At 59.6% G+C, this 24,579-nt stretch carries 13 protein-coding genes and 4 pseudogenes; 11 read left to right on the top strand and 6 right to left on the bottom strand.

From position 1 onward, the window contains the following. Nucleotides 1-40 precede the first annotated feature (40 nt). The 5 genes from ACA048_RS13360 to tpx all read right to left on the bottom strand — a co-directional run bounded on the left by ACA048_RS13360 (nt 41) and on the right by tpx (nt 9,720). Nucleotides 41-1,522 (bottom strand): efflux transporter outer membrane subunit, encoded by a 1,482-nt coding sequence (locus tag ACA048_RS13360; protein WP_497629529.1) that lies wholly within the window; start codon nt 1,520-1,522, stop codon nt 41-43. Further along, complete coding sequence (locus ACA048_RS13355; RefSeq protein WP_497629528.1) at nt 1,519-4,626, bottom strand: efflux RND transporter permease subunit; 3,108 nt, start codon at nt 4,624-4,626, stop codon at nt 1,519-1,521. The genes ACA048_RS13360 and ACA048_RS13355 overlap by 4 nt, the downstream gene beginning before the upstream one ends. After that, nucleotides 4,623-7,727, bottom strand: coding sequence for an MdtB/MuxB family multidrug efflux RND transporter permease subunit (locus tag ACA048_RS13350; protein ID WP_497629527.1), 3,105 nt, complete (start codon nt 7,725-7,727; stop codon nt 4,623-4,625). Before ACA048_RS13350 ends, ACA048_RS13355 begins: the two co-directional genes overlap by 4 nt. Continuing rightward, the gene (locus ACA048_RS13345; RefSeq protein ID WP_497629526.1) at nt 7,724-9,040 is read right to left on the bottom strand and encodes an MdtA/MuxA family multidrug efflux RND transporter periplasmic adaptor subunit; all 1,317 of its coding nucleotides are present in this window, start codon (nt 9,038-9,040) and stop codon (nt 7,724-7,726) included. Before ACA048_RS13345 ends, ACA048_RS13350 begins: the two co-directional genes overlap by 4 nt. Nucleotides 9,041-9,219: 179 nt before the next feature. Continuing rightward, on the bottom strand, nt 9,220-9,720 hold the full coding sequence (gene tpx / locus ACA048_RS13340; protein WP_477801307.1) for a thiol peroxidase: 501 nt from the start codon (nt 9,718-9,720) through the stop codon (nt 9,220-9,222). A gap of 138 nt (nt 9,721-9,858) precedes the next feature. Between tpx and ACA048_RS13335 the strand changes: the two are divergent. The 8 genes and pseudogenes from ACA048_RS13335 to ACA048_RS13300 form a co-directional block, all read left to right on the top strand. After that, nucleotides 9,859-10,083, top strand: a pseudogene (locus tag ACA048_RS13335) (DUF4381 domain-containing protein); the annotation flags it as partial. After that, the gene (locus ACA048_RS13330) at nt 10,070-11,056 is read left to right on the top strand and encodes a vWA domain-containing protein (protein ID WP_497629525.1); all 987 of its coding nucleotides are present in this window, start codon (nt 10,070-10,072) and stop codon (nt 11,054-11,056) included. The pseudogene ACA048_RS13335 and the gene ACA048_RS13330, both read left to right, overlap by 14 nt. 1 nt (nt 11,057) lies before the next feature. After that, nucleotides 11,058-11,402, top strand: a pseudogene (locus ACA048_RS13325) (hypothetical protein); the annotation flags it as partial. Nucleotides 11,403-11,425: 23 nt separating this feature from the next. After that, a pseudogene (locus tag ACA048_RS13320) lies at nt 11,426-12,648 on the top strand (BatD family protein). Beyond that, nucleotides 12,645-13,667 (top strand): HAD family hydrolase, encoded by a 1,023-nt coding sequence (locus ACA048_RS13315; RefSeq protein ID WP_497629524.1) that lies wholly within the window; start codon nt 12,645-12,647, stop codon nt 13,665-13,667. Before ACA048_RS13320 ends, ACA048_RS13315 begins: the two are co-directional and overlap by 4 nt. A 127-nt stretch (nt 13,668-13,794) precedes the next feature. Next, nucleotides 13,795-15,329 (top strand): annotated as a pseudogene (locus ACA048_RS13310) (arylsulfatase). A gap of 190 nt (nt 15,330-15,519) precedes the next feature. After that, nucleotides 15,520-18,021, top strand: coding sequence for a fused MFS/spermidine synthase (locus tag ACA048_RS13305; RefSeq protein ID WP_497629523.1), 2,502 nt, complete (start codon nt 15,520-15,522; stop codon nt 18,019-18,021). A 134-nt stretch (nt 18,022-18,155) separates the two neighbouring features. Then, the gene (locus ACA048_RS13300) at nt 18,156-20,510 is read left to right on the top strand and encodes a tetratricopeptide repeat protein (protein WP_497629522.1); all 2,355 of its coding nucleotides are present in this window, start codon (nt 18,156-18,158) and stop codon (nt 20,508-20,510) included. Between the two features lie 124 nt (nt 20,511-20,634). On the opposite strand, the gene ACA048_RS13295 is transcribed toward ACA048_RS13300, so the two are convergent. Next, a complete protein-coding gene (locus ACA048_RS13295) occupies nt 20,635-21,144 on the bottom strand; it encodes a hypothetical protein (protein ID WP_497629521.1) in 510 nt (169 codons plus the stop codon). A 254-nt stretch (nt 21,145-21,398) separates the two neighbouring features. Here ACA048_RS13295 and ACA048_RS13290 point away from each other — a divergent pair, with 254 nt between their 5' ends. From ACA048_RS13290 to ACA048_RS13280, 3 genes are all read left to right on the top strand, one after another. Then, nucleotides 21,399-22,751, top strand: coding sequence for a hypothetical protein (locus tag ACA048_RS13290; protein ID WP_497629520.1), 1,353 nt, complete (start codon nt 21,399-21,401; stop codon nt 22,749-22,751). Nucleotides 22,752-22,849: 98 nt separating this feature from the next. Next, entirely contained in the window at nt 22,850-23,785 is a 936-nt protein-coding gene (locus ACA048_RS13285) for a halovibrin HvnC (RefSeq protein ID WP_497629519.1), read from the top strand. Between the two features lie 100 nt (nt 23,786-23,885). Further along, complete coding sequence (locus ACA048_RS13280) at nt 23,886-24,578, top strand: aspartate/glutamate racemase family protein (protein WP_497629518.1); 693 nt, start codon at nt 23,886-23,888, stop codon at nt 24,576-24,578. The last annotated feature ends 1 nt before the right edge of the window (nt 24,579 follow it).

Here is a 24,579-nt window from a genome sequence, read left to right as displayed (position 1 = left end):
GCCTCGCGATGCTCGTCAGCTGCTACAGGGGTTGTGTTGGTTATTTGTTTTCGCTGACCTGCAATGCCCCGTCCCAACCACCACCCAACGCAGCAATCAGCTGCACGCTGGCAATCAACCGGCTCTGCAAAAGATCCAGCACGTTACGCTCGTTACTCAATGCCGTGGCTTGAACCACCACCACGTCCAGATACGCAATCAAACCGGCCTTGTACTGGTTTTGAGTCAGGCGCAACGAGATACGTGCCGCCTCCAGTGCCTCTTGGCGCACGCCGGCTTCGTCTTCCAGCACCTTGAGCTGCACCAGGAAGTTTTCAACTTCGCGGAAACCGTCGAGCACGGTCTGGCGGTACTTGGCCACCGTCTCGTCGTAAGCCGCTTCGCTGCGATCGACTTCTGCCGAACGCTGGCCGCCATCAAACAAGGTCATGGCCATTTGTGGCCCCACCGACCAGAAGCGGTTGGGCACGCTGATCCAGTTGGAATAAGTGCTGCTGCTATATCCGCCGTTCATGCTCAAGGTGAAATCCGGGTAATAGGCGGCCTTGGCCACGCCGATGTTGGCGTTGGCCGCGATCACTGAACGCTCGGCGGAGGCGATGTCCGGACGCCGTTCCAACAACTGCGAAGGCAGGCCCACCGGCACCTCGGGCAACGTCGGAATGGTGTTGGTTTCCGCCAGGCTGAACTCGGCCGGAGGTAGCCCGATCAGCACGGCGATGGCGTTCTCGAACTGCGCGCGCTGCCAGATCAGGTCAACCATGTCCGCTTGCGTGCTTTTGAGTTGAGTCTGCGCCTGCGCCACCGCGTCCCGCCCGGAAACACCGGCGCGGTATTGGTTTTCGGTCATGGTCAGCGAGCGCTGATACGCCTCGACCGTCGCTTCCAGCAAGCGTTTCTGTTCGTCGATCACTCGCAATTGCAGGTAGTTCTGCACCAGTTCCGACTGCTGACTCAGGCGCATCGCGGCCAGGTCGGCAAAGCTTGCCTGGGCGTTGGCGGTGTCGGCTTCAAGGCCCCGGCGCAGTTTGCCCCATACGTCTGCTTCCCAGCTGACCCCGGCCTGGGCGGTGTAGGTGTCACGAATACCGCTGGAGGAGCTGGTCAGGCTCGAATTGCTGCTGCCGGTGCCCTGGCTGGAGCGGTTTTTGCCAACGGTCAAATCCACCGTCGGAAAAAAAGCCCCACGCGCACTGCGCACCAGCGCCTGGGCCTGGCGGTATTGCGCCTCGGACTGGGCAACTGTCTGGTTGGACCGGTTGAGTTGTTCGATCAGGCCATTGAGCTGCCGATCGCCATACAACTCCCACCAGGCACCGCGCGCCAGGGAGTCGCTGGGACTGGCCTGACGCCAGCCTGCCGCTTCCTTGTATTGCACCGGCGCGGCAGCTTGCGGGCGCTGATAGTCCGGGCCGACAGCGCAAGCGCTGAGCATCGCCACGCACAGCGCCAGGCTCAGCAGGCGCGAGCCTCGGGCGGCGGCCAGCGGGGAGGCCAGATGGATAAGCGAACGGTCAGTCATAGCGGAGTTTCCAAAGCAGCATCGGAACGCACACCACGCCATTTATTGAAGCGATGGCGCAGTTTGTCGAGATAGAGGTAAACCACCGGCGTGGTGTAAAGGGTCAACACCTGGCTGAAGATCAGCCCGCCGATGATGGTCAGGCCCAGTGGCTGGCGCATTTCCGCACCTTCGGCACGACTCAGCAGCAACGGCAAGGCACCGAGGATCGCCGCCAGGGTGGTCATCAGAATGGGGCGCAAACGTTGCAAACAGGCACTGCGAATCGACTCCAGCGGCGCCAGGCCTTGATGGCGTTCAAGTTGCAGCGCGAGGTCGATCATCAGAATGGCGTTTTTCTTCACCACGCCAATCAGCAAAAACAACCCGAGCAACGAGATCAGGCTGAACTCACCGCCCAGCACATAGATCGACAGCAACGCACCGACCCCGGCCGATGGCAACGTCGACAGAATGGTCAAAGGATGGATGTAGCTTTCATACAGCACACCCAACACCAGATAAACCGCCAGCAGCGCGCCGAGAATCATCCACGGCTGGCTTTTTTGCATCGCGGCGAACGCATCGGCGGTGCCGGCCATTTTCGCGATCACCTCTTCGGGCAAACCGAGTTTGGCAATCGCCCGCTCGATGGCCGCTGTGCCCTGCTCCACCGTCACGCCTTCGGCCATGTCAAACGACAGGCTTTCGGAGGCAAACTGACCTTCGTGGCTGACCCGATCGTTTTCCAGGCTGGCTTCGTAGTGGGCAATGGTCGACAACGGAATCCGGGCGCCGTCGGCGGTAATCACTTGCACTTGTTTGAGCGTAATCGGGTCCTGGGCGTATTTCGGGTCGACTTCCATCACCACCTGATACTGGTTGAGGCTGTCGTAAATCGTCGAAATCTGCCGCTGGCTGTAGGCGTTGTTCAGCACCGAGGTGACCATATCCATGTCCACACCCAGGCGCTTGGCCTGATCGCGATCGACAATCAGCGTCACCTGCTGGGCACCCCGACCTTCCCGGGCGTCAACCGCCGTCAATTCCGGCAACGCCTTGAGCGCGGCGACCACCTTCGGGTACCACTCACGCAACGCCCCCAGGTCACCGCTTTGCAGGATGTAGGAATACTGAGACGAGGTCTGTTCGCGGCCGCCGCCAAATTGCAGGTCCTGGTCCGCCATCAGCATCAGCTGTGCGCCGGGAACCTTGGGCATTTCCTTGCGCAGGCGTTCAATAACTTTCTGCGCGGAAATGTTGCGTTCCTTGATCGGCTTCAGGCGCACCAGCATGAAGGCGTTGTTGGTGCCGTTAGTACCACCAATGAACCCCGCGACGCTTTCCACCGCGTCGTCCTTGAGCACGGCACGGCGAAAGGTTTCCATTTTCGGCTGCATCACGTTGAACGACAGACCGTCGTCGCCGCGCACGAAACCAATCAGCTGACCGGTATCTTGTTGTGGTAAAAACGTTTTAGGAACAACTACATACAGCGCAATGTTCACGCCAATCGTCACGAACAGGCTGAGCAAGGTCAGTCGACGGTGGCGCAATACCCAGTCGAGACTGGTCGCGTACTTGCCGACCATCCAGTCGTTGGCGCGCTGACTCCAGCGCTGCACGCGGTTTTCCTGACCCGGCGTATGCGGCTTCAGCCAACGGGCGCAGAGCATTGGCGTCAGGGTCAGCGAGACCACCAGCGACACCACGATGGACGCTGCCAGGGTGATGGAAAACTCGCGGAACAGGCTTTCAATGATCCCGCCCATGAACAGGATCGACAGGAACACCGCCACCAGCGAGACGTTCATCGAGAGCAAGGTAAAGCCGACTTCCTGAGCACCGAGGTACGCGGCTTTCATCGGCGGCACGCCTTCATCGATGTGCCGGGAGATGTTCTCCAGCACCACGATGGCGTCGTCGACCACCAGCCCGGTGGCGAGGATCAGCGCCATCAGCGACAGGTTGTTCAGCGAGAATCCGTAGAGGTACATCACCGCAAAGGTGCCCACCAGCGACACCGGCACCGCCAGCGTCGGAATCAGCGAGGCGCGGAAGTTACCGAGGAACAGAAAGACCACCAGAATCACCAGCGTCACGGCGATCAGCAGGGTCATTTCCGCTTCGTGCAAGGTCGCCTTGATCACCGGTGAACGGTCCATCGCCAGGTTCAGCTTGACGCTGGCCGGCAGCACCGCCTGCAACGCCGGCAGCTGAGCCTTGATCTCATTGACCGTCTCGATGATGTTGGCGCCCGCCGCCCTGTTGATCACCAGCAACACCGCCGCATCGTCGTTGAAGAAACCGCTGTTGTAGCGGTCCTCGACGCCGTCGCTGACCTTGGCCACATCTTTGAGGCGCAGGGCTGCGCCGCCGTTGTAGTGGATGATCAGCGACTCGTAATCCTTGGCTTTTTCAAGTTGATCGTTGGCCTGGACCTGCCACAACCGTTCGCTGTCTTCGACCGAGCCCTTGGGCCGGCGCACGTTGGCATTGGCGATGGTGTTGCGCACATCGTCGAGGGCCACGCCGTATTGGTTCAGTGCCTGCGGCTCAAGCTCGATACGCACTGCCGGCAACGAACTGCCGCCGATCTGCACTTCGCCCACGCCCTGCACTTGCGACAGGCTCTGGGACAGGATTGTCGAGGCCAGATCGTAGAGCTGGCCTTTTTCCAGCACATCCGATGTCAGCGACAACACCATGATCGGCGCCTGGGACGGGTTGACCTTTTTGTAGGTCGGCATGCTGCGCATCCCGCTCGGCAGCAGATTGCGCGAGGCGTTGATCGCGGCTTGCACTTCCCGGGCGGCGCCGTTGATATCGCGATCGAGGTCAAATTGCAGGATCACCCGGGTCGAACCCTGGCTGGAGCGGCTGCTCATGGTGTTGACCCCGGCGATGGTGCCGAAGGATCGCTCCAGCGGCGTGGCCACGGTCGAGGCCATGACTTCCGGGCTCGCGCCGGGCAGGCTGGCCTGCACAACGATAACCGGGAAATCCATCTGCGGCAGCGGCGACACCGGCAACAGGCCAAAGCTCACGCCGCCCAGCAGCATGATCGCCAGGCTCAGCAACATCGTCGCGACCGGGCGCTTGATGAAAGGTCCGGACAGGTTCATGGCTGCTCTACCGCTTCCACGGCGTCAGACTTGTGGCCCCAGCGCCGACCAAGGCGGTCGAAGTACAAATAGATGACGGGCGTGGTGAACAAGGTCAGCACCTGACTCACCAGCAAACCACCGACCATCACCAGACCCAACGGTTGGCGCAATTCCGCGCCGGAACCGGTGGCCAGCATCAGCGGCACGGCGCCGAACAACGCGGCCAGGGTGGTCATCAGAATCGGCCGGAAGCGCAACAGTGCCGCCTGATAGATCGCCGTCTCCGGGTCCACGCCCTGGTTGCGCTCTGCGTCGAGGGCGAAGTCGATCATCATGATCGCGTTCTTTTTCACGATACCAATCAACAAAATGATGCCGATGATCGCGATCATGCCCAGGTCATTGCCGCTCAGGATCAACGCCAGCAACGCGCCGACCGCCGCCGAGGGCAAGGTCGAGAGAATGGTGATCGGGTGGATGTAGCTCTCGTACAGCACGCCGAGCACGATGTACATGGTGACCACCGCCGCAAGAATCAGCAGCAAGGTGCTCGACAGCGACGCCTGGAAAGCTTCGGCCGCGCCCTGGAACTGGGTCTGCACGCCAATCGGCATGCCGATGTCTTTCTGCACCTGATCGATGATCTCGACCGCATGCCCCAGCGCCACACCCGGTGCCAGGTTGAAGGACATCATCACCGCCGGGAACTGGCCGATGTGGGTGATTGCCAGTTGCGCCTGACGCTCCTCAATATGCGCCAGGCTCGACAGGCGTACTTGCCCGCCGTCGGTGGTTTTTACGTGAATCTGATTCAACGCATCCGGGCCGATCTTCTCCCCGGACCGCGATTGCAGGACCACGCGGTACTGGCTGGCCTGGGTGTAGATGGTCGAAATCTGCCGCTGACCGAAGGCGTCGTACAGCGCATCGGTGATGTTTGACACCGACACCCCGACCCGTGAAGCGGCATCGCGGTCGATCATCAGATAGACCTGCAATCCCTTGTCCTGCAAATCGCTGGCAACATCGGTCAGTTCTGGCCGTTGGGCCAGCGCATCGACCAGACGATTGCTCCACAGGCTCAGCAGCTCGGCGTCTGGCGAAGACATGCTGAACTGGTATTGCGTGCGGCTGACACGGTCTTCGATGGTCAAATCCTGCACCGGCTGCATGAACAGGCGGATGCCGACCAGTTTGTCCAGTTCCGGTTGCAGGCGGGCAATGACTTCGGTGGCACTCAGGTCACGGTTGCTGTGGGACTTTAGGTTGATCAGCAGACGACCGCTGTTCAGCGTCGAGTTATCACCGTCCACACCAATGTAGGACGACAGGCTTTCCACCGCTGGGTCGGCGAGGATCACCTTGGCCAGCTCCTGCTGACGCTCGCTCATCGCCGCGAAGGAGATCGACTGCGGCGCCTCGGAGATGCCTTGGATCACCCCGGTGTCCTGCACCGGAAAGAAGCCCTTGGGCACCGCCAGGTAAAGAACCACGGTCAACGCCAGCGTGCCGATAGCCACCAGCAACGTCAGCGGCTGGTGCTTGAGCACCCACTGCAATTTGCGCCCGTAGGCCGCGATCATCCAGTCAATCCACGCGCCGCTGGCCCGGTAGAAACGGCCCTGCTCTGCTGCCTTGGGTTCACGCTTGAGCAAACGCGCGCACATCATCGGCGTCAGCGTCAGGGACACCACCAGCGAAATCAGAATGGCCACCGCCAGCGTGATCGCGAACTCGCGGAACAAACGCCCGACCACGTCCGCCATGAACAGCAGCGGAATCAATACCGCGATCAGCGACAGGGTCAGGGAAATCAGGGTGAAACCGATCTGCTTGGCGCCCTTGAGCGCCGCATTCAGCGGGCTGTCACCCTCTTCGATAAATCGGGAAATGTTCTCCAGCATCACGATCGCATCGTCCACCACAAAACCGGTGGCGATGGTCAGGGCCATCAGGGTCAGGTTATTGACCGAGAAGCCGGCGAGGTACATCACGCCGAATGTGCCGATCAACGACAGCGGCACGGCAACCGATGGAATGATCGTGGCGCTGGCGCGGCGCAAAAACAGGAACGTGACCATCACCACCAACGCAATGGCGATCAGCAATTCATGCTGCACATCCTTGACCGAGGCGCGAATGGTTTGGGTGCGGTCGGTGAGTACCGTGACGTCTAGGCCGGCCGGCAGGTTGTCGGTGATGCTCGGCAGCAACGCCTTGATCCGGTCGACCACTTCAATAACGTTGGCACCCGGCTGACGCTGAATGTTCAGCAGCACCGCCTGGTTTTCATTGGCCCATGCCGCCAGACGTTCGTTTTCAGCGCCGTCGACGATTTCCGCGACATCCTTGAGCCGCAACGGCGCGCCGTTGGCGTAAGCCAGGATCAGGTTGGCGTAGTCCTTCGGCGAGGTCAGTTGATCGTTTGCATCAAGCATCGACACCCGGGTCGGGCCATCGAAGTTGCCTTTGGGTTGGTTGACGTTGGAGGCGCCTATCAGCGTGCGCACATCCGAGAGGTTCAGGCCATTGGCCGCCAGGGCCTCGGGATTGACCTTGATCCGCACCGCCTGACGCTGGCCACCGGCAATACTGACCATGCCGACGCCGCTGATCTGGGCGATTTTCTGCGCCATGCGCGTGTCGACCAGGTCATTGAGCTTGGGCAGCAACATGGTTTTCGAGGTAATCGCCAAGGTCAGCACCGGTGTGTCCGCCGGGTTGACCTTGTTGTACACCGGCGGCGCAGGCAGGTCCTTGGGCAGCAAGTTGGTCGCGGCGTTGATCGCGGCTTGCACCTGCTGCTCCGCGACGTCCATGTTGATATCGAGGCTGAAGCGCAGGGTCAGCACCGACGCGCCGCCCGAACTGGTCGACGCCATCTGGGTCAGGCCGGGCATTTGCCCGAACTGACGCTCCAGTGGCGCGGTGACCGCGCTGGTCATGACATCCGGGCTGGCGCCGGGATAGAGCGTCATGACGCGAATCGTCGGGTAATCGACCTGAGGCAACGCCGACACCGGCAGCAACCGATAGGCGATCAAACCGGCCAGCACAATGGCCAGCATGCTCAGGGTCGTGGCGACCGGGCGAAGGATGAACAGCCGCGAAATGTTCATGCGCCGCCCTTTTTCGCCTTGTCGGCGGTCGCCGGCTCCGATGCATCCGCTGCCGGTTTACCTTGCAGGTGCCCGGTCGGAGTAGTCGGCACGTCCTGGGGGGCATTGACCACTTCGACTTCGCTGCCCTCCTTCAAGCGGTCGGTGCCTTCCAGCACCACACGGTCCCCGGGGGCCAGGCCTTCGGTGACTACGGTATTGAGCCCGTCGCTGGCGCCGACTTTCAACTGACGGATCGTGACCTTCTTGTCGCCGTCCAGCGCATAGACGAAGGTGCCGTTGGTACCGAACTGAATCGCCGCCGACGGCGCGAGCACCACGCCCTTGAGGGTGTCAGCCAGCAAGTGAACGTTGACGAATTGATTGGGGAACAGCGTTTGATCGCGGTTCTCGTAGCGCGCCTTGAATTTCAAGGTGCCGGTGGTGACGTCGATCTGGTTGTCCAGGCTCTGCAACACGCCAGTGGCCTGCAATTTGGTGTCGCTACGATCCCAGGCTTCGGCGGGCAGCTTGGCACCTGTTCGGTAGCGGGCCAGCACCACGTCGAGGCTGTTTTCCGGCAAGGTGAAGGCCACGCTGATCGGCTGGGTCTGGGTGATGATTGCCAGCGCCGTGGTGTCGTTGGCGGCAACCAGGTTGCCGACGTCGAGTTGACGCAGGCCGACACGCCCGGTAATCGGTGCGCGGATCTTGGTGAATTCGAGATTGAGCTTGGCGTCGTTGACTGCCGCCTGATTGGTCTTGACGGTGCCCAGGTACTGACCGACCAACGCTTCGGCGGTGTCCAGGGTTTGCTTGGCGATACTGTCTTCCTTGTACAGCCCGCGATAACGCTCGACATCGACCTGGGCGTTTTTCAGTTGCGCCTGATTCTGCAGCAAGGTGCCTTCAGCCTGGAGCAAGGCGTTCTGGTACGGACGCGGGTCAATTTCAGCCAGCAGATCGCCAGCCTTGACCATCTGCCCTTCTTCAAAGGAAATCTTGATCAGTTCACCGCCCACCCGGCTGCGCACATTAATGGTGTTCAGTGCGGTGACGGTCCCGAGCGCCTTGTAATACAGCGGGAAGTCACCCTTGACCGCAGGCGCCACGCGCACAGGCACCGGGCCGGTCGCCCCGCCGAAACCCGGGCGCATCCCCCCCGTCTTGCCGGTACGCCCGGCCACGGCTTTCTGCCCTGCACCCTCCGTGTGAGCAGCACCGGTGGGCCAGTATTTCCAGCACACGCCAGCGATGACCAACAGGACAAGCAGGCCGAGAAGCCAGCGACGAGGACTACGAGAGGCGGAGGATTGCATTGAATGATCAACCATTGGGCGCGTGGGCTTGTTTTACATGAGGCTGAACGATAAGCACTGGCGGGCATTAAGCAAAGCGGCTTTACCGGCAATTTACCTTCGGCTTACGTATCAGGAGTTTTGTCTAAGACACTGAAGCACAAATGAAAACGGCCTGGAGAGGGCCAGGCCGTTAACAATTGTAATGACGTCGCTTACTTGAGAACGGCGAGCGCTGCGTCGTAGTTCGGTTCCTGGCCAATTTCGCTGACCAGTTCGCTGTGCAGCACGTTGTCGTTTTCGTCCAGCACCACGACGGCACGGGCGGTCAGGCCTTTGAGCGGGCCGTCAGCGATGGCAACGCCGTAGTTCTCGATGAACTCGGCACCGCGCAGGGTCGACAGGTTCTGCACGTTTTCCAGGCCTTCGGCGCCGCAGAAGCGGGCTTGAGCGAACGGCAGGTCAGCGGAGATGCACAACACAACGGTGTTGGCGACATCGTTGGCCTGGGCGTTGAACTTGCGAACCGAGGTCGCGCAGGTCGGGGTGTCAATGCTTGGGAAGATGTTCAGCACTTTGCGCTTGCCGGCGAAGTTCGCCAGGGTCACGTCGGACAGATTGCCGGCAACCAGGGAAAAGGCTGGTGCCTTGGAACCGGCTTGAGGCAATTGGCCGTTGACTTGAACCGGGTTGCCTTTAAGAGTGACTTGAGCCATGAACGGAGTCCTTCTGAACGTTGATGTAAAGAATCTCGAAGAGGTCAAAGTTAACCACGAAATGGCCCGGCGACCTATGGCCAGATACAAATCGTGAAGTGTTGCCGCCAACAGCAATAAGCACAGAACCCTGTGGGTGCGAGCAATCTCCCACAGGGGCATATCGGTGCGCTTGGGGGTGAAGACTGGCAGGCATTTTTGGTGCGCCATAGTGCCCAGCCGTTACCCGCAGACTTCAGTCAGCAACTGGCCCAGTTAGCCTATGCCCCCGATGCCACGCTGCTCGCGTTGCCAAGCGAAAAGCGCGAGCAACTGTTCAACACCTGCAAACTCTGGGTGGAGCATCATCATGTGGCAGCTTGATTACCCGTGGCTGTTGCTCCTGTTGCCGTTGCCGTGGTTCGGCTACCGCTTCCTGCCCGATTACCGCGAAGCCCGCAGCGCCGTGCGCGTGCCGTTTTTCGGCGCCATGAGCCGCGCGGTCGGTCAAGCGCCAAGCCAGGCCGGCACTCGCAATAATCGCTGGCAGCTCGCCTTGAACCTGTTGGTCTGGGCGCTGGTGCTGCTGGCCGCCGCGGGTCCGGTGTTCGTCGAAAAACCCATCGAACGCCAACAACCGGTGCGCGACCTGATGCTCGCCATCGACATTTCCCAGTCCATGGAAACCACCGACTTCACCGACGCCAACGGTCAGAAGATCAATCGTCTGGCGGCGGTCAAAGAGGTGGTGCATGGTTTTATCGACAAGCGTAAGGACGATCGCCTGGGCCTGATCGTGTTCGGCAGCGGCGCCTACCCGCAGGCGCCATTGACCCTGGATCACGCCAGCCTGTCGCTGCTGCTGGACGACACCGGCATCGGCATGGCCGGCCCCAACACTGCCATCGGCGATGCGATCGGCCTGAGCCTGAAACTGCTCGACCAAGCCCATGAACAAGAGAAAGTGGTGATCCTGCTGACGGACGGCAACGACACCAGCAGCGCCCCGGACCACGCGGCACAAATGGCCGCCGCCAAAGGCGTGGTGATTCACACCATAGGCATTGGCGACCCGACCGCCGAGGGCGAAGCCAAGGTCAACCTGCAAGGTTTGCAACAGATCGCCGAAACCACCGGCGGCAAGTTCTTCCGCGCCGAGGACCGCACCGCGCTGGATCAGGTCTACAGTACCCTCGACACGCTGACCCCGCACCAGGTGAAAACCCTCAGCCATCAACCGAAGAAAGACCTGTTCTGGTGGCCGCTCGGTGCTGCCATCGGCCTGCTGGCGCTGTATCACCTGGGCGCCCTGCTCCGTCCGCACCTGACGCTCGCGCGTCAGCGGCAGGAGGCTTGAGATGGAGATCAATTTCAGCGACTTCCACTTCCTGCGCCCGCTCTGGCTATTACTCGTGCCGTTCGCCGCGTTGCTGCCGATACTCTGGCGCCGCAGCCGCGACTTGCAACGACGCTTGCGCAGCAACATTGCCGAGCACTTGCTGCCGCACCTGTTGATCACCCCGCAGGATCAACACCGCTTGCGACCGGTGCATTTGGTCTGTGCCGTGTTGATTCTGGGCGCTGTTGCCGCCGCCGGCCCGACCTGGGAACAGGACCGCCCGGACTTCCTGGAAAACCGTGCGCCGCTGATCATCGCCATTGACCTGTCGCCGTCGATGGACGCCAACGACGTGCCGCCGAACCCGACCTCCGAGTCCAGACCCACCTGCAACCCGCCACCTCCGTCATGGTCGGCGGCCTGCTGGAACTTCAACTCGACGTCCTCACCGACAGCTGGTTCACCGGCGCCCCGACCTTGCCCGACCTGAAACTGCCGGGTGCACTGGTCCTGCCACCGGACGGCCACGCCAACACATCAATCAGACGCTGGACGGAAAACCCTTCAACGGCATGCGCTACAGATATCGGATTACGCCGAATCTGGCGCAGGGGTTCGACATCCCGTCGCTGACCGTTCACGCAACACCCGGTCAGGCCAGCGCGCCATTGAGCGCCGAAAGCCAGCCGCTGCACTTCACCGCCGCGCAACCGCCAGGGTTCAAACCCGGCGAGCCGGTAGTGGTGGCACAAGGGCTGCGTTTCACGCAGAAAGTGATCAACTCAGCGACGCCGCTTAAGGTCGGTGACAGCATCACCCGTCAGTTGACCTTACAGGCCGACAACGCCATGGCCATGCCGCTGCCGGCACCGGCACTGGGTGATGTCAGTGGCTTGAGCCGTTACCCGAAGAGCCCGCAGATCAGCAATCTGGATGACGGTCGGGGCAATTTCAACGGCGGCCAGCGCATCGACACCGTGACCTACCGAAACGACACCGATGGCCGCTACAACCTGCCGGCCATCGAGCTGACATGGTGGGACGCCAGCAGCCAGCAAATCCGGACCGCGCAAGTCCCGGCCGTGAGCTTTGACGCCGCCGCCAACAGTGCTTACAAACCGGTGTTCTCGATCACCGAAGACCTGAAAAAATTTGGCCAGCAAAGTCGCGTGCATCTTTCCGGGCACTGGCTGGTTCTTTCGGCATTGCTGTTGGTTGTGCTGTTGCTCGGCTGGTTCGCCCGCCCATTCGTCCACCGCGCGTGTGTGGCAGCGCAGGCCCGGCGCCAGGCTCGGTACGCAGCCTGGCTGGAATCCGCCGACTACGCCTGGCGTCAAATACCTGCGCAAATCGACGGCAAACCCGCGCAACTGAGCGCGCTGTACCTGTGGCTCCGACGCAGCCGCATGGGCTTGAAACTGAGCGACCTCGGCCCGCGCCTGCAAACCCTGTTACGCGACTGTTACGGCCGTGCTCCGACAAAAGATCAGGCGCTGCGGCAGCTCAAGGGTTCCTTGGCTACGCTGCATAGTCAGACCGGACATCGCAACGCCGAGTGCCCTGTCGCCTTACGCCCCCTAAATCCTGTTCACAAAAAGGAATTCCCATGACGAACCCGATATCGATCCGCCACCGCTTCGGGCTGGCCCTGCTTTTTGCGCTGGCACTGCCCCTGCTCGCGCAGGCTGCCGAACCCCTGCCCTCTTGGAATGACGGTCCTTCGAAGCAACACATCGTCGAGTTCGTCAAGGCCGTCACCGACCAAAGCAGCAAGGACTTCGTCAAACCCGAAGACCGCATCGCGGTATTCGACAATGACGGCACCCTGTGGAGCGAAAAGCCGATGTACTTCGAATTCCTGTTTTCCCTCGAAGAAGTCAAGCGCACGGCGCCGCAACACCCTGAGTGGAAAACCACCCAGCCGTTCAAGGCCGTGCTGGAAGACGATCACAAGGCGCTGGCGGCTTCCGGCATGGAAGGCATGATAAAAATCTTCATTGCAACCCACACCGGAATGACCACCGAAACGTTCGATGACTACGCCAAGACCTGGCTCAGCCAGGCCAAGCACCCGACGACCGGAAAGCTGTACACCGAGATGGTTTTCCAGCCAATGCTGGAGTTGCTCGACTATTTGCGTAGCGAGAACTTCAAAACCTTTATCGTCTCGGGTGGCGATACCGATTTCATGCGTACCTTCGCCCAGAAGGTCTACGGCGTTCCACCGGAACAAGTGATCGGCACTTCATTTGTCACAACTTTCCAGGATAAGGACGGCAACACCTCGATCCTGCGCGAACCGAAATTTGCCCACTACGATGACGGTCCGGGCAAACCGGTAAGCATCAGCGCGATCATCGGCAAGCGTCCGATCCTCGCCTTCGGCAACTCCGATGGCGACTTGCAGATGCTGCAATGGACCGCCGCAGGTCCGGGCAAACGATTCATGGGGCTGGTGCATCACACCGATGCCAAACGCGAATGGGCCTATGACCGCGATTCAGACATCGGCCGTTTGAACAAGGCACTGGACGTAGCCGATTCCCTTGGCTGGACGGTCGTGAACATGGCCACCGAATGGCGCGTGATTTATCCATACAACACCCCCACAACCGAGCAACAGCAGTAACAAAAGCGTGACGAAGGACAGCAGTAAACGTTTGTCGCAATCAGCGACGTAGTAAGTAAAAGGAGCGAGTCAGATGACTCGCATACACAAGTGACTACCGAAACTCGCCCCGGTGGCAGCCTCGGTCATGGCGATTTCGGCAACTGCCGGGGCCGCTGAAAAGCCCAACATTCTCGTGATCTTCGGCGATGACATCGGGCAAACCAACATCAGTGCCTACTCAATGGGCGTGGTCGGGTACAAGACTCCCAACATCGACCGGATTGCCAAGGAAGGCATGATGTTCACCGACTATTACGCGCAGAACAGCTGCACGGCAGGACGATCGTCGTTCATCACCGGTCAGACCCCGCTGCGTACCGGTCTGTCGAAAGTCGGTGTACCGGGCGCGCCGGTAGGCCTGCAGAAACGTGACATCACCCTCGCTCAGGCACTCAAGCCCCTGGGCTACGCGACTGGCCAGTTTGGCAAAAACCATTTGGGCGACAAGGACGAGTTCCTGCCGACCAATCACGGTTTTGATGAGTTTTTCGGCAACCTGTATCACCTCAACGCAGAAGAGGAACCTGAGCGCCCCTATTGGCCAAAAGACGACACGGAATTCGTCAAGGCTAACTCTCCGCGTGGCGTGACCCACAGTTTCGCGGATGGCAAAATCGAAGACACCGGTGCGTTGACCAGAAAACGCATGGAAACCATCGACGACGAAACCACCGCCGCCGCGCAAGCGTTCATTGAGAAACAGGTCAAGGCGGACAAACCGTTCTTCGTCTGGATGAACACCACGCGCATGCATGCGTTCACTCACGTACGCGAATCGATGGCCGGGCAAAGCGGGATGCCGGGTAACGAGTATGCCGACGGCATGATTGAGCACGACGGGGATATCGGTAAGCTGCTCAAAACAATCGACGACCTGAAAGTCGCCGACAACACCATCGTCGTCTACACCACTGACAACGGCCCGAACCAGTTCTCCTGGCCGGACGCGGCCACCACGCCGTTCCTAACGAAAAGAACTCCAATTGGGAAGGTGCCTTCCGCGTACCGGCTATGATCCGTTGGCCAGGCAAGATCAAAGCGGGCGAAGTGTCCAACGAGATGTTCTCCGGACTGGACTGGTTCCCGACGCTGATGGCCGCCGCCGGTGATACCGAGGTCAAGGAAAAGCTCCTCAAAGGCTGGACGCCAACGTCGGGTGGCACCAACTTCAAAGTGCACCTGGATGGCTACAATCAACTGCCTTACCTGACTGGCCAAGCGCCAAAAGGTGAACGTCGCGAGTTCTACTACTTCAACGACGACGGCATGCTGGTTTCCATGCGTTTCGACAACTGGAAAGCGGTGTTCTGCGAACAACGTGAACCAGGCGGCTTCAAGGTATGGAGTGAACCATTCGTTTGCCTGCGCGTGCCGAAAATCTTCAACTTGCGGATGGACCCGTACGAACGCGCTGACGTGGTTTCCGACCAGTATTACGACTGGATGATGAAAAACGTCTACCTTGTCGCGGTCGCCACCACGAAGTCAGCGAAGTTCTTGCAGACCTTCATTGATTATCCGCCAAGCCAGAAACCAGCCAGCTTCAGCATTGACCAGATCCGCGCTCAGATAGATGCGAAGATCGCTGAAAAATTGAGAGCTCAACAGGCTGCACAGTAAGATCGCGTGACCGCCGCTCGTCCTCACCAGCGAGCGGCCTTATTTTCAACTTGAGACCGTATCGACCTCATCGCGAGCAGGCTCGCACAGGGATTTGTGCCATGCCGCAGATCCATTGTGGGAGCGAGCCTGCTCGCGATGAGGCCAGTACAGTCACTGGTTTTTTGGAATTGGAACAAGGCAACCCGCAATGTCCTCACGTGTCGCCAGCAAGTCGTCGGCCATACCCGCCCCTCACAGCGCCGCGTCCCCGGCCCCGCTGATTCCTGCCCTGCTGCTGTTCGTCTCCGGCGCTGCTGCGCTGGTGTATCAGGTGCTGTGGATCAAGCAGTTGTCGCTGGTGGTCGGCGTCGAGGTGTATGCGATCACCACCGGCATCAGTGCATTTTTTGCCGGATTGGCCTTGGGTGGTTTGCTGTTCGGGCGTTGGGCTGATCGCGTGCAGCAGCCGGTTCTGCTGTATGCGGGGCTGGAAGTGCTGGTGGCGGTGCTGGGTGTTGGCGCGACGTTTGCGATGAGCATGGCCGCCAGTCCATTCGCCTGGCTTGAACAGCACGTCGGATGGCTGGCATGGGTGTTGCCGTTTGCGCTGGTGGGCATTCCCGCGCTGTTGATGGGTGGCACGCTGCCGGTGCTGGTTCGTTCGTTGGCCAGCGACCCGCAACACTTGGGCAAGGCTGGCGGCCAACTTTATGCCGCCAACACGGCTGGCGCGATTGCCGGCACCCTGCTCGCCGCCTTCGTGCTGATCGCCACCCTCGGCGTGCGCGGCAGCGCCCTCGCCGCCGCGATGCTGAACTTACTGGCTGCCGTTGGTGCCTTGTGGTTTCAACGTCACCGCCCGGCGCCGGTCGAAACTGTGGTCAAACACCACGCGGAAAAAGCGCCGGATCGTCTGGCGCTGTGGCTGTACTCCATCGCGGGCGGTGTGGCTTTGGGCTACGAAGTGGTCTGGTCGCAATCCATCGTGCAATTCATGAGTACCCGTACCTATGCGTTTGCCGTGGTGTTGGCGACCTACCTCACGGGTTTGTTCATCGGCAGCGCCCTGCTGGCCCGACGGGTTGATCGCCTTCGTGATCCCTGGGGCGTGTTTGGCTTGCTGATTGCCGGCGCAGGTTTGATTGCGCTGCTGGAAGTGGCCTTTCTCGGGCGTTGGATGGTGTTTTTGCAATCCCAGGCCGAAAACGTGGCACTGGCCATCGGCGGTAGCGAACTGCTGGGCATGAGCGCACGGTTTGCCGTGGCGGCGCTAAGCATCGTGTTTGTACCGACCTTGCTGCTGGGGGCGGCGTTCCCGTTGGCCCTGCGGTTGAGCGTCGGCCCTGAACGGGTCGGGCGGGACGTTGGCGCGGTGGTGGCGTTCAACACCTTGGGCGGTATTGTCGGCGTGATGCTCTGCGGGTTTTTGCTGATCCCGTTGCTGGGGCTGGTTCGCACCTTGGGGTTGCTGGCTATTGTCGCTGCCGGGATTGGCTATTTCGCGGTGCGCAAGGGTCATCACGTCAACAAAAGGCGGCGTCAGGGCGTGGTTGCCATTGGCCTGCTATCGGTGACCGTGGCGATATTCACCCCGGTAGACAAACTCGCCAGCCTGCTGCCCGGCGCCCGCAACGGCACGTTGGCATTCTATGAAGAAGGACGCGACGGCACCGTGGCCGTGGTCACGCAGGGCAAGAGTCAGAAGTCCTTTCAGCGCCTGTATATCCAGGGTGTTTCGAACACTGGTGATGCCATGCCATCGCTGCGCTACATGCGGATTCAGGCGTTGTTGCCGCTGCTGATCCATAACGGCGAACCGCGCTCGGCGCGGGTGATCGGTTTCGGCACTGGCATCACCGCAGGCGCCCTGACCCGCTATCCGGGGCTGGAACGTCGCGTCGTCGCCGAATTGCTGCCGTCGGTGGTCAAAGCCGCGCCGTTATTCAAAGGCAACTTCAATGCCGCCGCCGACCCGACGGTGGATGTGCGCCTGCGCGACGGTCGCCAGGAATTGCTGCGCAGCCCGCAGCACTACGACCTGATCACCCTCGAACCGCCACCGCCCTCCGCTGCCGGCGTGGTGAATCTGTATTCCCGCGATTTCTACCAATTGGCCGCCAGTCGTCTGGAGAAAAATGGCCTGGTCGCGCAATGGTTGCCGCTGCCAACCCAGAACATCGACGATTCGCGCTCGCTGGTGCGCAGCTTCCTCGACGTCTTCCCCTACGCGACGTTGTGGACCAGCGAGTTCCACGAAATGCTGCTGGTGGGCTCGATGGAGCCTATCGAACTGGATGCTGCGAAAATCAGCCAACGTTTCCAGCAGGATAGTGTGCGCAGCATCCTGCAGGATGTGGGCATCGGCTCAGCCGCTGCGTTGCTCGCCACGTGGGTGACCGACCGCGCCGGCCTGGAACGTTTCGCCGCCGATGCACTACCAGTGACCGATGATCAGCCGCGTATCGAATACGCTCCATGGGTGCGCGCCAAGGAAATCAGCCGCGTGCTACCGGCCCTACTCGACTTGCGGCAGCCAGTGCCGCTGCTGAATGCCGATGCCGGGTTCACCGACCGCATGAATGCCCATCAACAACGCCTGATGCAGTTCTATCGGGCGAGTTTGCACGCGTATGACGGTGACCGGGACGCATGGGCCAGGGATATCCGTGAAGTGATGATGGGCGATGGCGGCAACCCGTATTACCGCTGATTTGTGGGTGGCGGAGAGTAAGACTCGAGGACCGTTTCACAACCCTCATTTGACAGATGCACGGCATCCGTCAAAGCTGCACTCAGATTGATCGCGCGCCTTAAGGCAAACGCACCTGGACCACGGAAGTCGCAATGCCGAAGCATAAAAACAACGCAGCAAACCCAAACCCTGATTCGCAACCGAACCTGATCAATCGTTACCTTTTTCCTGTGACCATCAGTGCATTGCTGTTGGCGGTAATCGCTATCGGCTGGTTTCTGTTCAGCAGTACACCGGCACCGCTAAAACCCGTGCCTGTCAGCGCCCCCGCCACGCAACCGGCCAAACCCCAACCGGTAGCGGTGGCTCCGGCGAAGATGGTCGATGAGCAACAATGCCAAGGCTGCCACAGCGAGCAGGTCAAGGACTGGCAAGGCTCCCATCACCAATTGGCGATGCAGCCAGCCAATCCCGAAACGATGCTGGGCGACTTCAATAACGTCACCTTCAAAGCCGAAAACGAGACCACCGTTTTCTCGCGCAAGGGCGACGAATTCTGGGTCAACACACCGGGCATCGACGGCAAGAACGCCGACTTCAAGGTGGCTTATACCTTCGGCATCGCGCCGTTGCAGCAATACCTGATCGAGGTCGGCGAAGGTCGCTTGCAACCTCTGGGCGTGGCCTGGGATACCGAAAAACACCGCTGGTTCCACCTCTATGCGGGCCAGGGCGTGAACTTCAAGAACCCGTTGCACTGGAGCAAGCCGAGCCAGAACGCCAACTTCATGTGCGTCGAGTGCCATACCACGGGCTATAAACGCAATTTCGATGCCGCCAAAAACACCTTCGACAGCCAATGGAACAGCCTCGGTGTCGGCTGCCAGGCGTGTCACGGCCCGGCTTCCAATCACCTGGAATGGACGGCGAAAAAAGGTGATTTGATTCATGCCGGTTTTACCGTCGATCTCAAGGACAAGAATGCGACCGTCGAGCTCGAGACCTGTGCCCGCTGCCATTCGCGCCGCGCGCCGCTCAGCGATGGCTACACCCCCGGCAAACGCCTGATGGATGACTACCTGCCAAGCGTCCTGACCCGCGAGTTGTATGCACTGGACGGCAAGATCAAGGACGAAGTGTTTGAACACGGCTCCTTCGCCCAAAGCAAAATGTTCGACAAAGGTGTGCGCTGCAGCAACTGTCATAACCCGCACAGCAACGAGCTCAAGGCGCCGGGCAACGGCGTTTGCCTGCAGTGCCACAACACGGCGGGCAAAACGGCGGTAGAAGGCGTCGACGGCAAAGGCCTGCAAGCGAAAAACTACGACGCCGTCGAACACACTCGCCACACCATGGGCCAACCGGGTTCGCAGTGCGTGGACTGCCATATGCCCGGCAAGTTCTACATGGGCAACGACTTCCGGCATGACCACAGTTTCAGTATTCCCAACCCGGAACGGGCAAAAAAACTCGGCACGCCGGACGCTTGTCTGACCTGCCACCAAGGCAAGGATGGCGACAAGGTCACCGAGCAGTTCAAATTGTGGAACAGCGCGCCAACCTTACAGGCCGCGCGTTATGACGAAAGCCTGTGGCTGATTCGCAACGGCCAGCCGGGTGCGGCGCAAGCCTTGTATGAGCAGCTGCAACGGAGCAATTTGCCGGCGATTCAGCGGGCTACTTTGCTCGCCGAGCTGGTGCTGTACCCAAGTGAACAGGCGTTGAAACTGGCCACCAAGGACTTGAGCAATCCGGTACCTCAGGTACGTGAAAGTGCTGTGAGGGCCATCAGCGCGCTCCTGCCGCCACCCGAACGTGCGCCGCTGTTGACACCGTTGCTGGCCGACCCGGTGCTGGCTGTGCGGATCGCTGCGGCCCGGGATCTGCTGAGTGTCGCCCGCACGGGTTTGGGCAGCGCCCAGGCAAGCTGGAATGCGGCTATTGCCGAGTACGAAGCGGCACAGATGAGCCTGCTGGAACGGGCCGAAGCCAACCTCAACCTGGCCATGTTCTATCAGGCCAGTGGCCGCAATGATGAGGTCGAAAAGTACATGCGCACGGCCCTCAAGCGCGATCCGGATTTTTTCCCCGCGCTGGTGTCGCTGGTGCAATGGCTTGAAGCCAATGGCCAACACCAGGAGGCGCAGACGCTGCTGGCACAAGGTGTGAAGGATCACCCGGACGCCGCGCTATTGCAGTACACCCAAGGCTTGTCGCTGGTACGTGCGGGGAAATCGGATCAGGCGATGTCGTCTCTACGCAAAGCCGCGCAACTGGAACCGCAGAACGGCCAGTACGGCTATGTGCTGGCGGTGGCATTACATGACAGCGGCAAGGTTGAAGAGGCCTGCGAAGTGCTGGAGCGGTTGCTGAAAGTGCAGCCTACCAACCGCAATGCGCGGCTGACGTTGATCCAGTACTACCTGGGCAATGGGCAGGAACCGAAAGCGCAGGTGCTGTTGCAGGGTTGGAAGAAAATGAACATGGGCGACCCGGCGCTGAAATAACCCTGAACAACAGAAGAGACCTGTAGGAGCCGAGCTTGCTCGCGAATGCGGTGTGTCAGTCACCATCGATGTTGAATGACACACCGCATTCGCGAGCAAGCCCGCTCCTACATCGGGTTTTGGGTCAATCCTGAAGAACTTGACCGCGATCGCGGGGGATCAGGCTTTGCAACTGCTGCGCCAGAAAGTTCGCATCGAACGCAAAGGTGTCCGGGTCTTTCAAGCCATTGGTCTTGCGCCACTGCCAGCTACTCGACGGCGGCAGGCAAACCAGCGAAACGCTGCCATAGCGCGCAGCCGTAAGTCCCATCACCGCCAAGGAAATCTGGCCGCCAGCGCCCATCACATCCGGCACGAACTCCACCGGCTTGCCGGCAATGACAATGGACAGTTTCTCGGTTTTGAACGTCGACGTCTCAACCGGCACGCTCGGCCCTGAAGCGACATACGCCTCGCGGGTCACCTCCAGCAGATTCGGCGCCTGGACCGGTTCCAGCCACTGCTGGATCTGATCGAACAGCTCACTGATACGCGTCGCCCACACGGCCGATTGCGACTCGAACGTTTGCTTTTTGTGCGCTTCGCTTTCTGCGTAGTGGCGAAGCATCTCGCCCAGTTGTTGTACGTCGTCCATTGCGGTGTTCCTTTGGTTAGAGCGGTGCTGCGGATTTTCATCATGGCAGATGACGACCGCCGACGTACGACAAAGCCGCCAGGTGGGTGCGCCCTACTATTACGAGTGAAGACGATGAACGGCTGCATTTTCGGTGGGAGACTCCCTTCGACCTGTCAGATGTGACAGTAGCCGACACTCACCTATCAGGTGTTTGATGATCGGGCAGTCGACACAACGAAAAACCCACTGCCGTCAGCAAAGGATCGCACCACATGAGCAGCCAGATTTTTAAGATAGATAAAGTAACCATACTGCTGTGGACGACGCCGGTATTTCATTCCGGCAATCCCGAGGGTGGCATACGGCTTTCCGACGCTGAAGCAGTGGTCGATCCTTGGCTCAACATGAGTGCGTTCGACACAGCAGAGTTGCTGGTGAATAACGAATCCACACCTGTCGCCGACAAAACCATTCAGCCGGGCGAAGAAAACAAAAGGTTCTCACTGTTTTTGCCGGGCTCCCGCTTGCGGGACGGTATCAACCGGATCCGTTTGAGGGTCAAACGTGTCAGTCAGGAAGCGGTAACCTCAGAGGACCTGGTCGTTCTCTTTAACACGCCTCGCCCCGGTGGCGAAGTGACGGGGACAGGGGATAATCCCAACCTTGTAATGACACTTCCCGCTGATGTCATAGACAAAGGATTGGATGCCGATCGCGTCGCCAAAGGGGTAGACGTCAAACTGAATTACATTCACATACGAGAACACGACAAAATCACGCTCTATTGTGATGGCCACACGGTCCTGCACACAGTGACAGAGGCTCAAGCCGCTGCCGGCACAATCGTGTTGAAGCTTTTGGCAGATGCGTTCAAAACGGATAACCCTCGATTTGCCATGCGCTTCAGGGTCGTGGATCAAATCGGAAATTCATCTGGACCGCAGGCGATCTGGTCGCCCACCACTCACATTGACGTGCACATCAGACAACCGGTTCTGGATCTGAAACCGCCCAAAGTGCTGGAAGCCAAGGAACAGAACGGCACCGTATTGAACTTTGAAAAAGATTTCTATGAGGCCCCGTTTGCAACGGTCGAGGTCAATTTCCTCGGCTCGGCTCGTGGACAAACCGTCAAAGTCTATTGGCTCGGTCGCAACTCGACCTATGGCAGCGAGATTCAAACGGTCACCCAGGCGGGGCAGACGCTGAGATTTCAAGTTCCCCGACTGGAAGTTGTGGACTGCATCAGCAGCGGTGCGAAGATCAGCTACACCGTCCGGTTACCGGGCACCACTGAGGACCTGCCATCCAAAACGCTGGGCATTCGAATCACCGGGCAGAAACACCATCTTCCAGAACCCACACTGTCCTCGGACAAACTTAATCTCAGGGCCTATTACCCCGCGTTGGAGGGGAGTTATAAAGTGCGCCTTGCGCTGTTCGGACGAGTGGCTCGATACGGTGAAGAAGTCACTATTACACAACCTTCTTTTACCAATCTTCCGGTCTTACAAGCATGGCTAACGGAGAATCGTGGGGTTGACGTGATATTCAATTACACCCTGAAAAAAACAGACACCGATGACCCCATTATTTTCTCATGGTGTTTAAGAGTCGCTTTATAGCTGAGCGGCTATTACGGCAGATTTTAGTCAAGTTCACCAATCCCCAAAACAGATCACCCAACCAAGTCATTACACGACAATCGACAGGGAGTTTCGTCATGCACAAAATAATTGGATTTGTTCTATTCGCATTGATGGTGGGATGCAGCCAGATCGATCAACCTCCAGCCGATGTAGGCGGAGTACTCAGCGGGGGAACTACTCAAGATGGGCCCGCTATTGCGGCTCAACTAACGACGCTTTATGGCAGCACAGTAGCGAACTGCAACAAATCCGATTCTCAACCTGCTTTCCTGTGTTCAGGTGTCACATTGAGAGTGACGGTAAAAGACCCCGCCAACACCTATAAAGTCTGGGACCCAAGCCCTGCCTCCATTAAAAGCGGCGGTATTTCCTTCTCTTTTCTGCGGGCAGATGCAAATTTTGGACGGTTGGCATGGGGCTATGGCAACGGTTATATCCTGTACCCCATATTCGAGACACCGACCGACAAAACAGATCTGGAATATCTGTGTTCTTATCCCATGGATGGATGGACGTGGTACCGAAGTGAAACGTCCGTCTGCGTTCCCTATCGTGACTATCCCGTTCAGAGTCAACTTTGCCAAGGCGCGGGCGTAACCACGGCAGAACAATGGCTGGCGGTGTGGAATACACCAGGCGGCAATCCAAATCTGCGCCAATGCGGTTTCGACATTACCGATGATCGCAACTATCTGGCAGGGCCGGCATTTTACCAATCCCTTCGTGCAAAAACCCTATTGGGTGCGACGGGGTTCAACGGGCATAACGAAGTCATCATCAAAACCTGGACACCCGGTCGCCCCAATATGCTTCCGATCATGGCGTTCTTTTACGTTTACGGCGGTACAGACCCGAAACCACTGACCGACGCGCAATACAACCAGCGGGATTACTACAACTCGACCAACCCCAAAATTGTGGTGCCCATTATTCGTCTGACCCCGGCGAATAGCCCCACGGGGACTGCCACCTTTGAATATGTCGCAGCGGATCAGGCAGTGACGCAATGAACGACCCAGTGCATTTATCACTGGCATACATGGCGAAAGAATTCGAAACTCTTTTGCCCGCCTGCAACGTCAATACAGGCGATAACAAAGGGAGTGTTCAATGCGCACCATCGGCCTTATCGGCGGCATGAGCTGGGAGTCCAGCGCCGAATATTATCGCCTCATCAACCAGCAAGTTCGTGACCGGCTCGGGCCCTTGCGTTCGGCGCAGTTGCTCATGTTCAGTGTCGACTTCGGGCCTGTCGAACAGGCCCAGCATGCCGGGCGTTGGGACGATGCGGCGGCGATTCTGGTGGATGCGGCGCGACGACTGGAAGCTGGCGGCGCCGAGTGTGTGGTGCTGTGTACCAACACCATGCACAAGGTGGCCGGGCAGATTCAGTCTGCGATCACTATTCCATTCCTGCACATCGCCGACCCGACCGGTCAGGCAGCCGTGGATGCCGATGCGTTGAAGGTCGGTTTGCTCGGCACCGCGTTCACCATGGAACAGGACTTTCTCAAGGATCGCTTGAGCGCGATGGGGCTGACCGTGTTGGTGCCTGAAGCCGAAGAACGCCAAGCGGTGCACCGGATCATCTACGATGAGTTGTGCGTCGGGGTGAGCAGCGAGGCGTCGCGCAAGGTCTATCAGCAGGTGATCGAGTCGCTGGCCCAGCGAGGCGCCCAGGCGATCATCCTCGGCTGCACAGAAATCGGCATGCTGATCAAACCCGAGCATAGCGCCCTGCCCTTGCTCGACACCACCGAACTGCATGCACAGGCGGCGGTGGCATTCGCACTGGGCGACTGAG

It is taken from the genome of Pseudomonas sp. LBUM1659 (assembly GCF_059716045.1).
The sequence above is the reverse complement of the archived record's forward strand: the minus strand, read 5'-3'. Positions and strand labels throughout refer to the sequence as shown.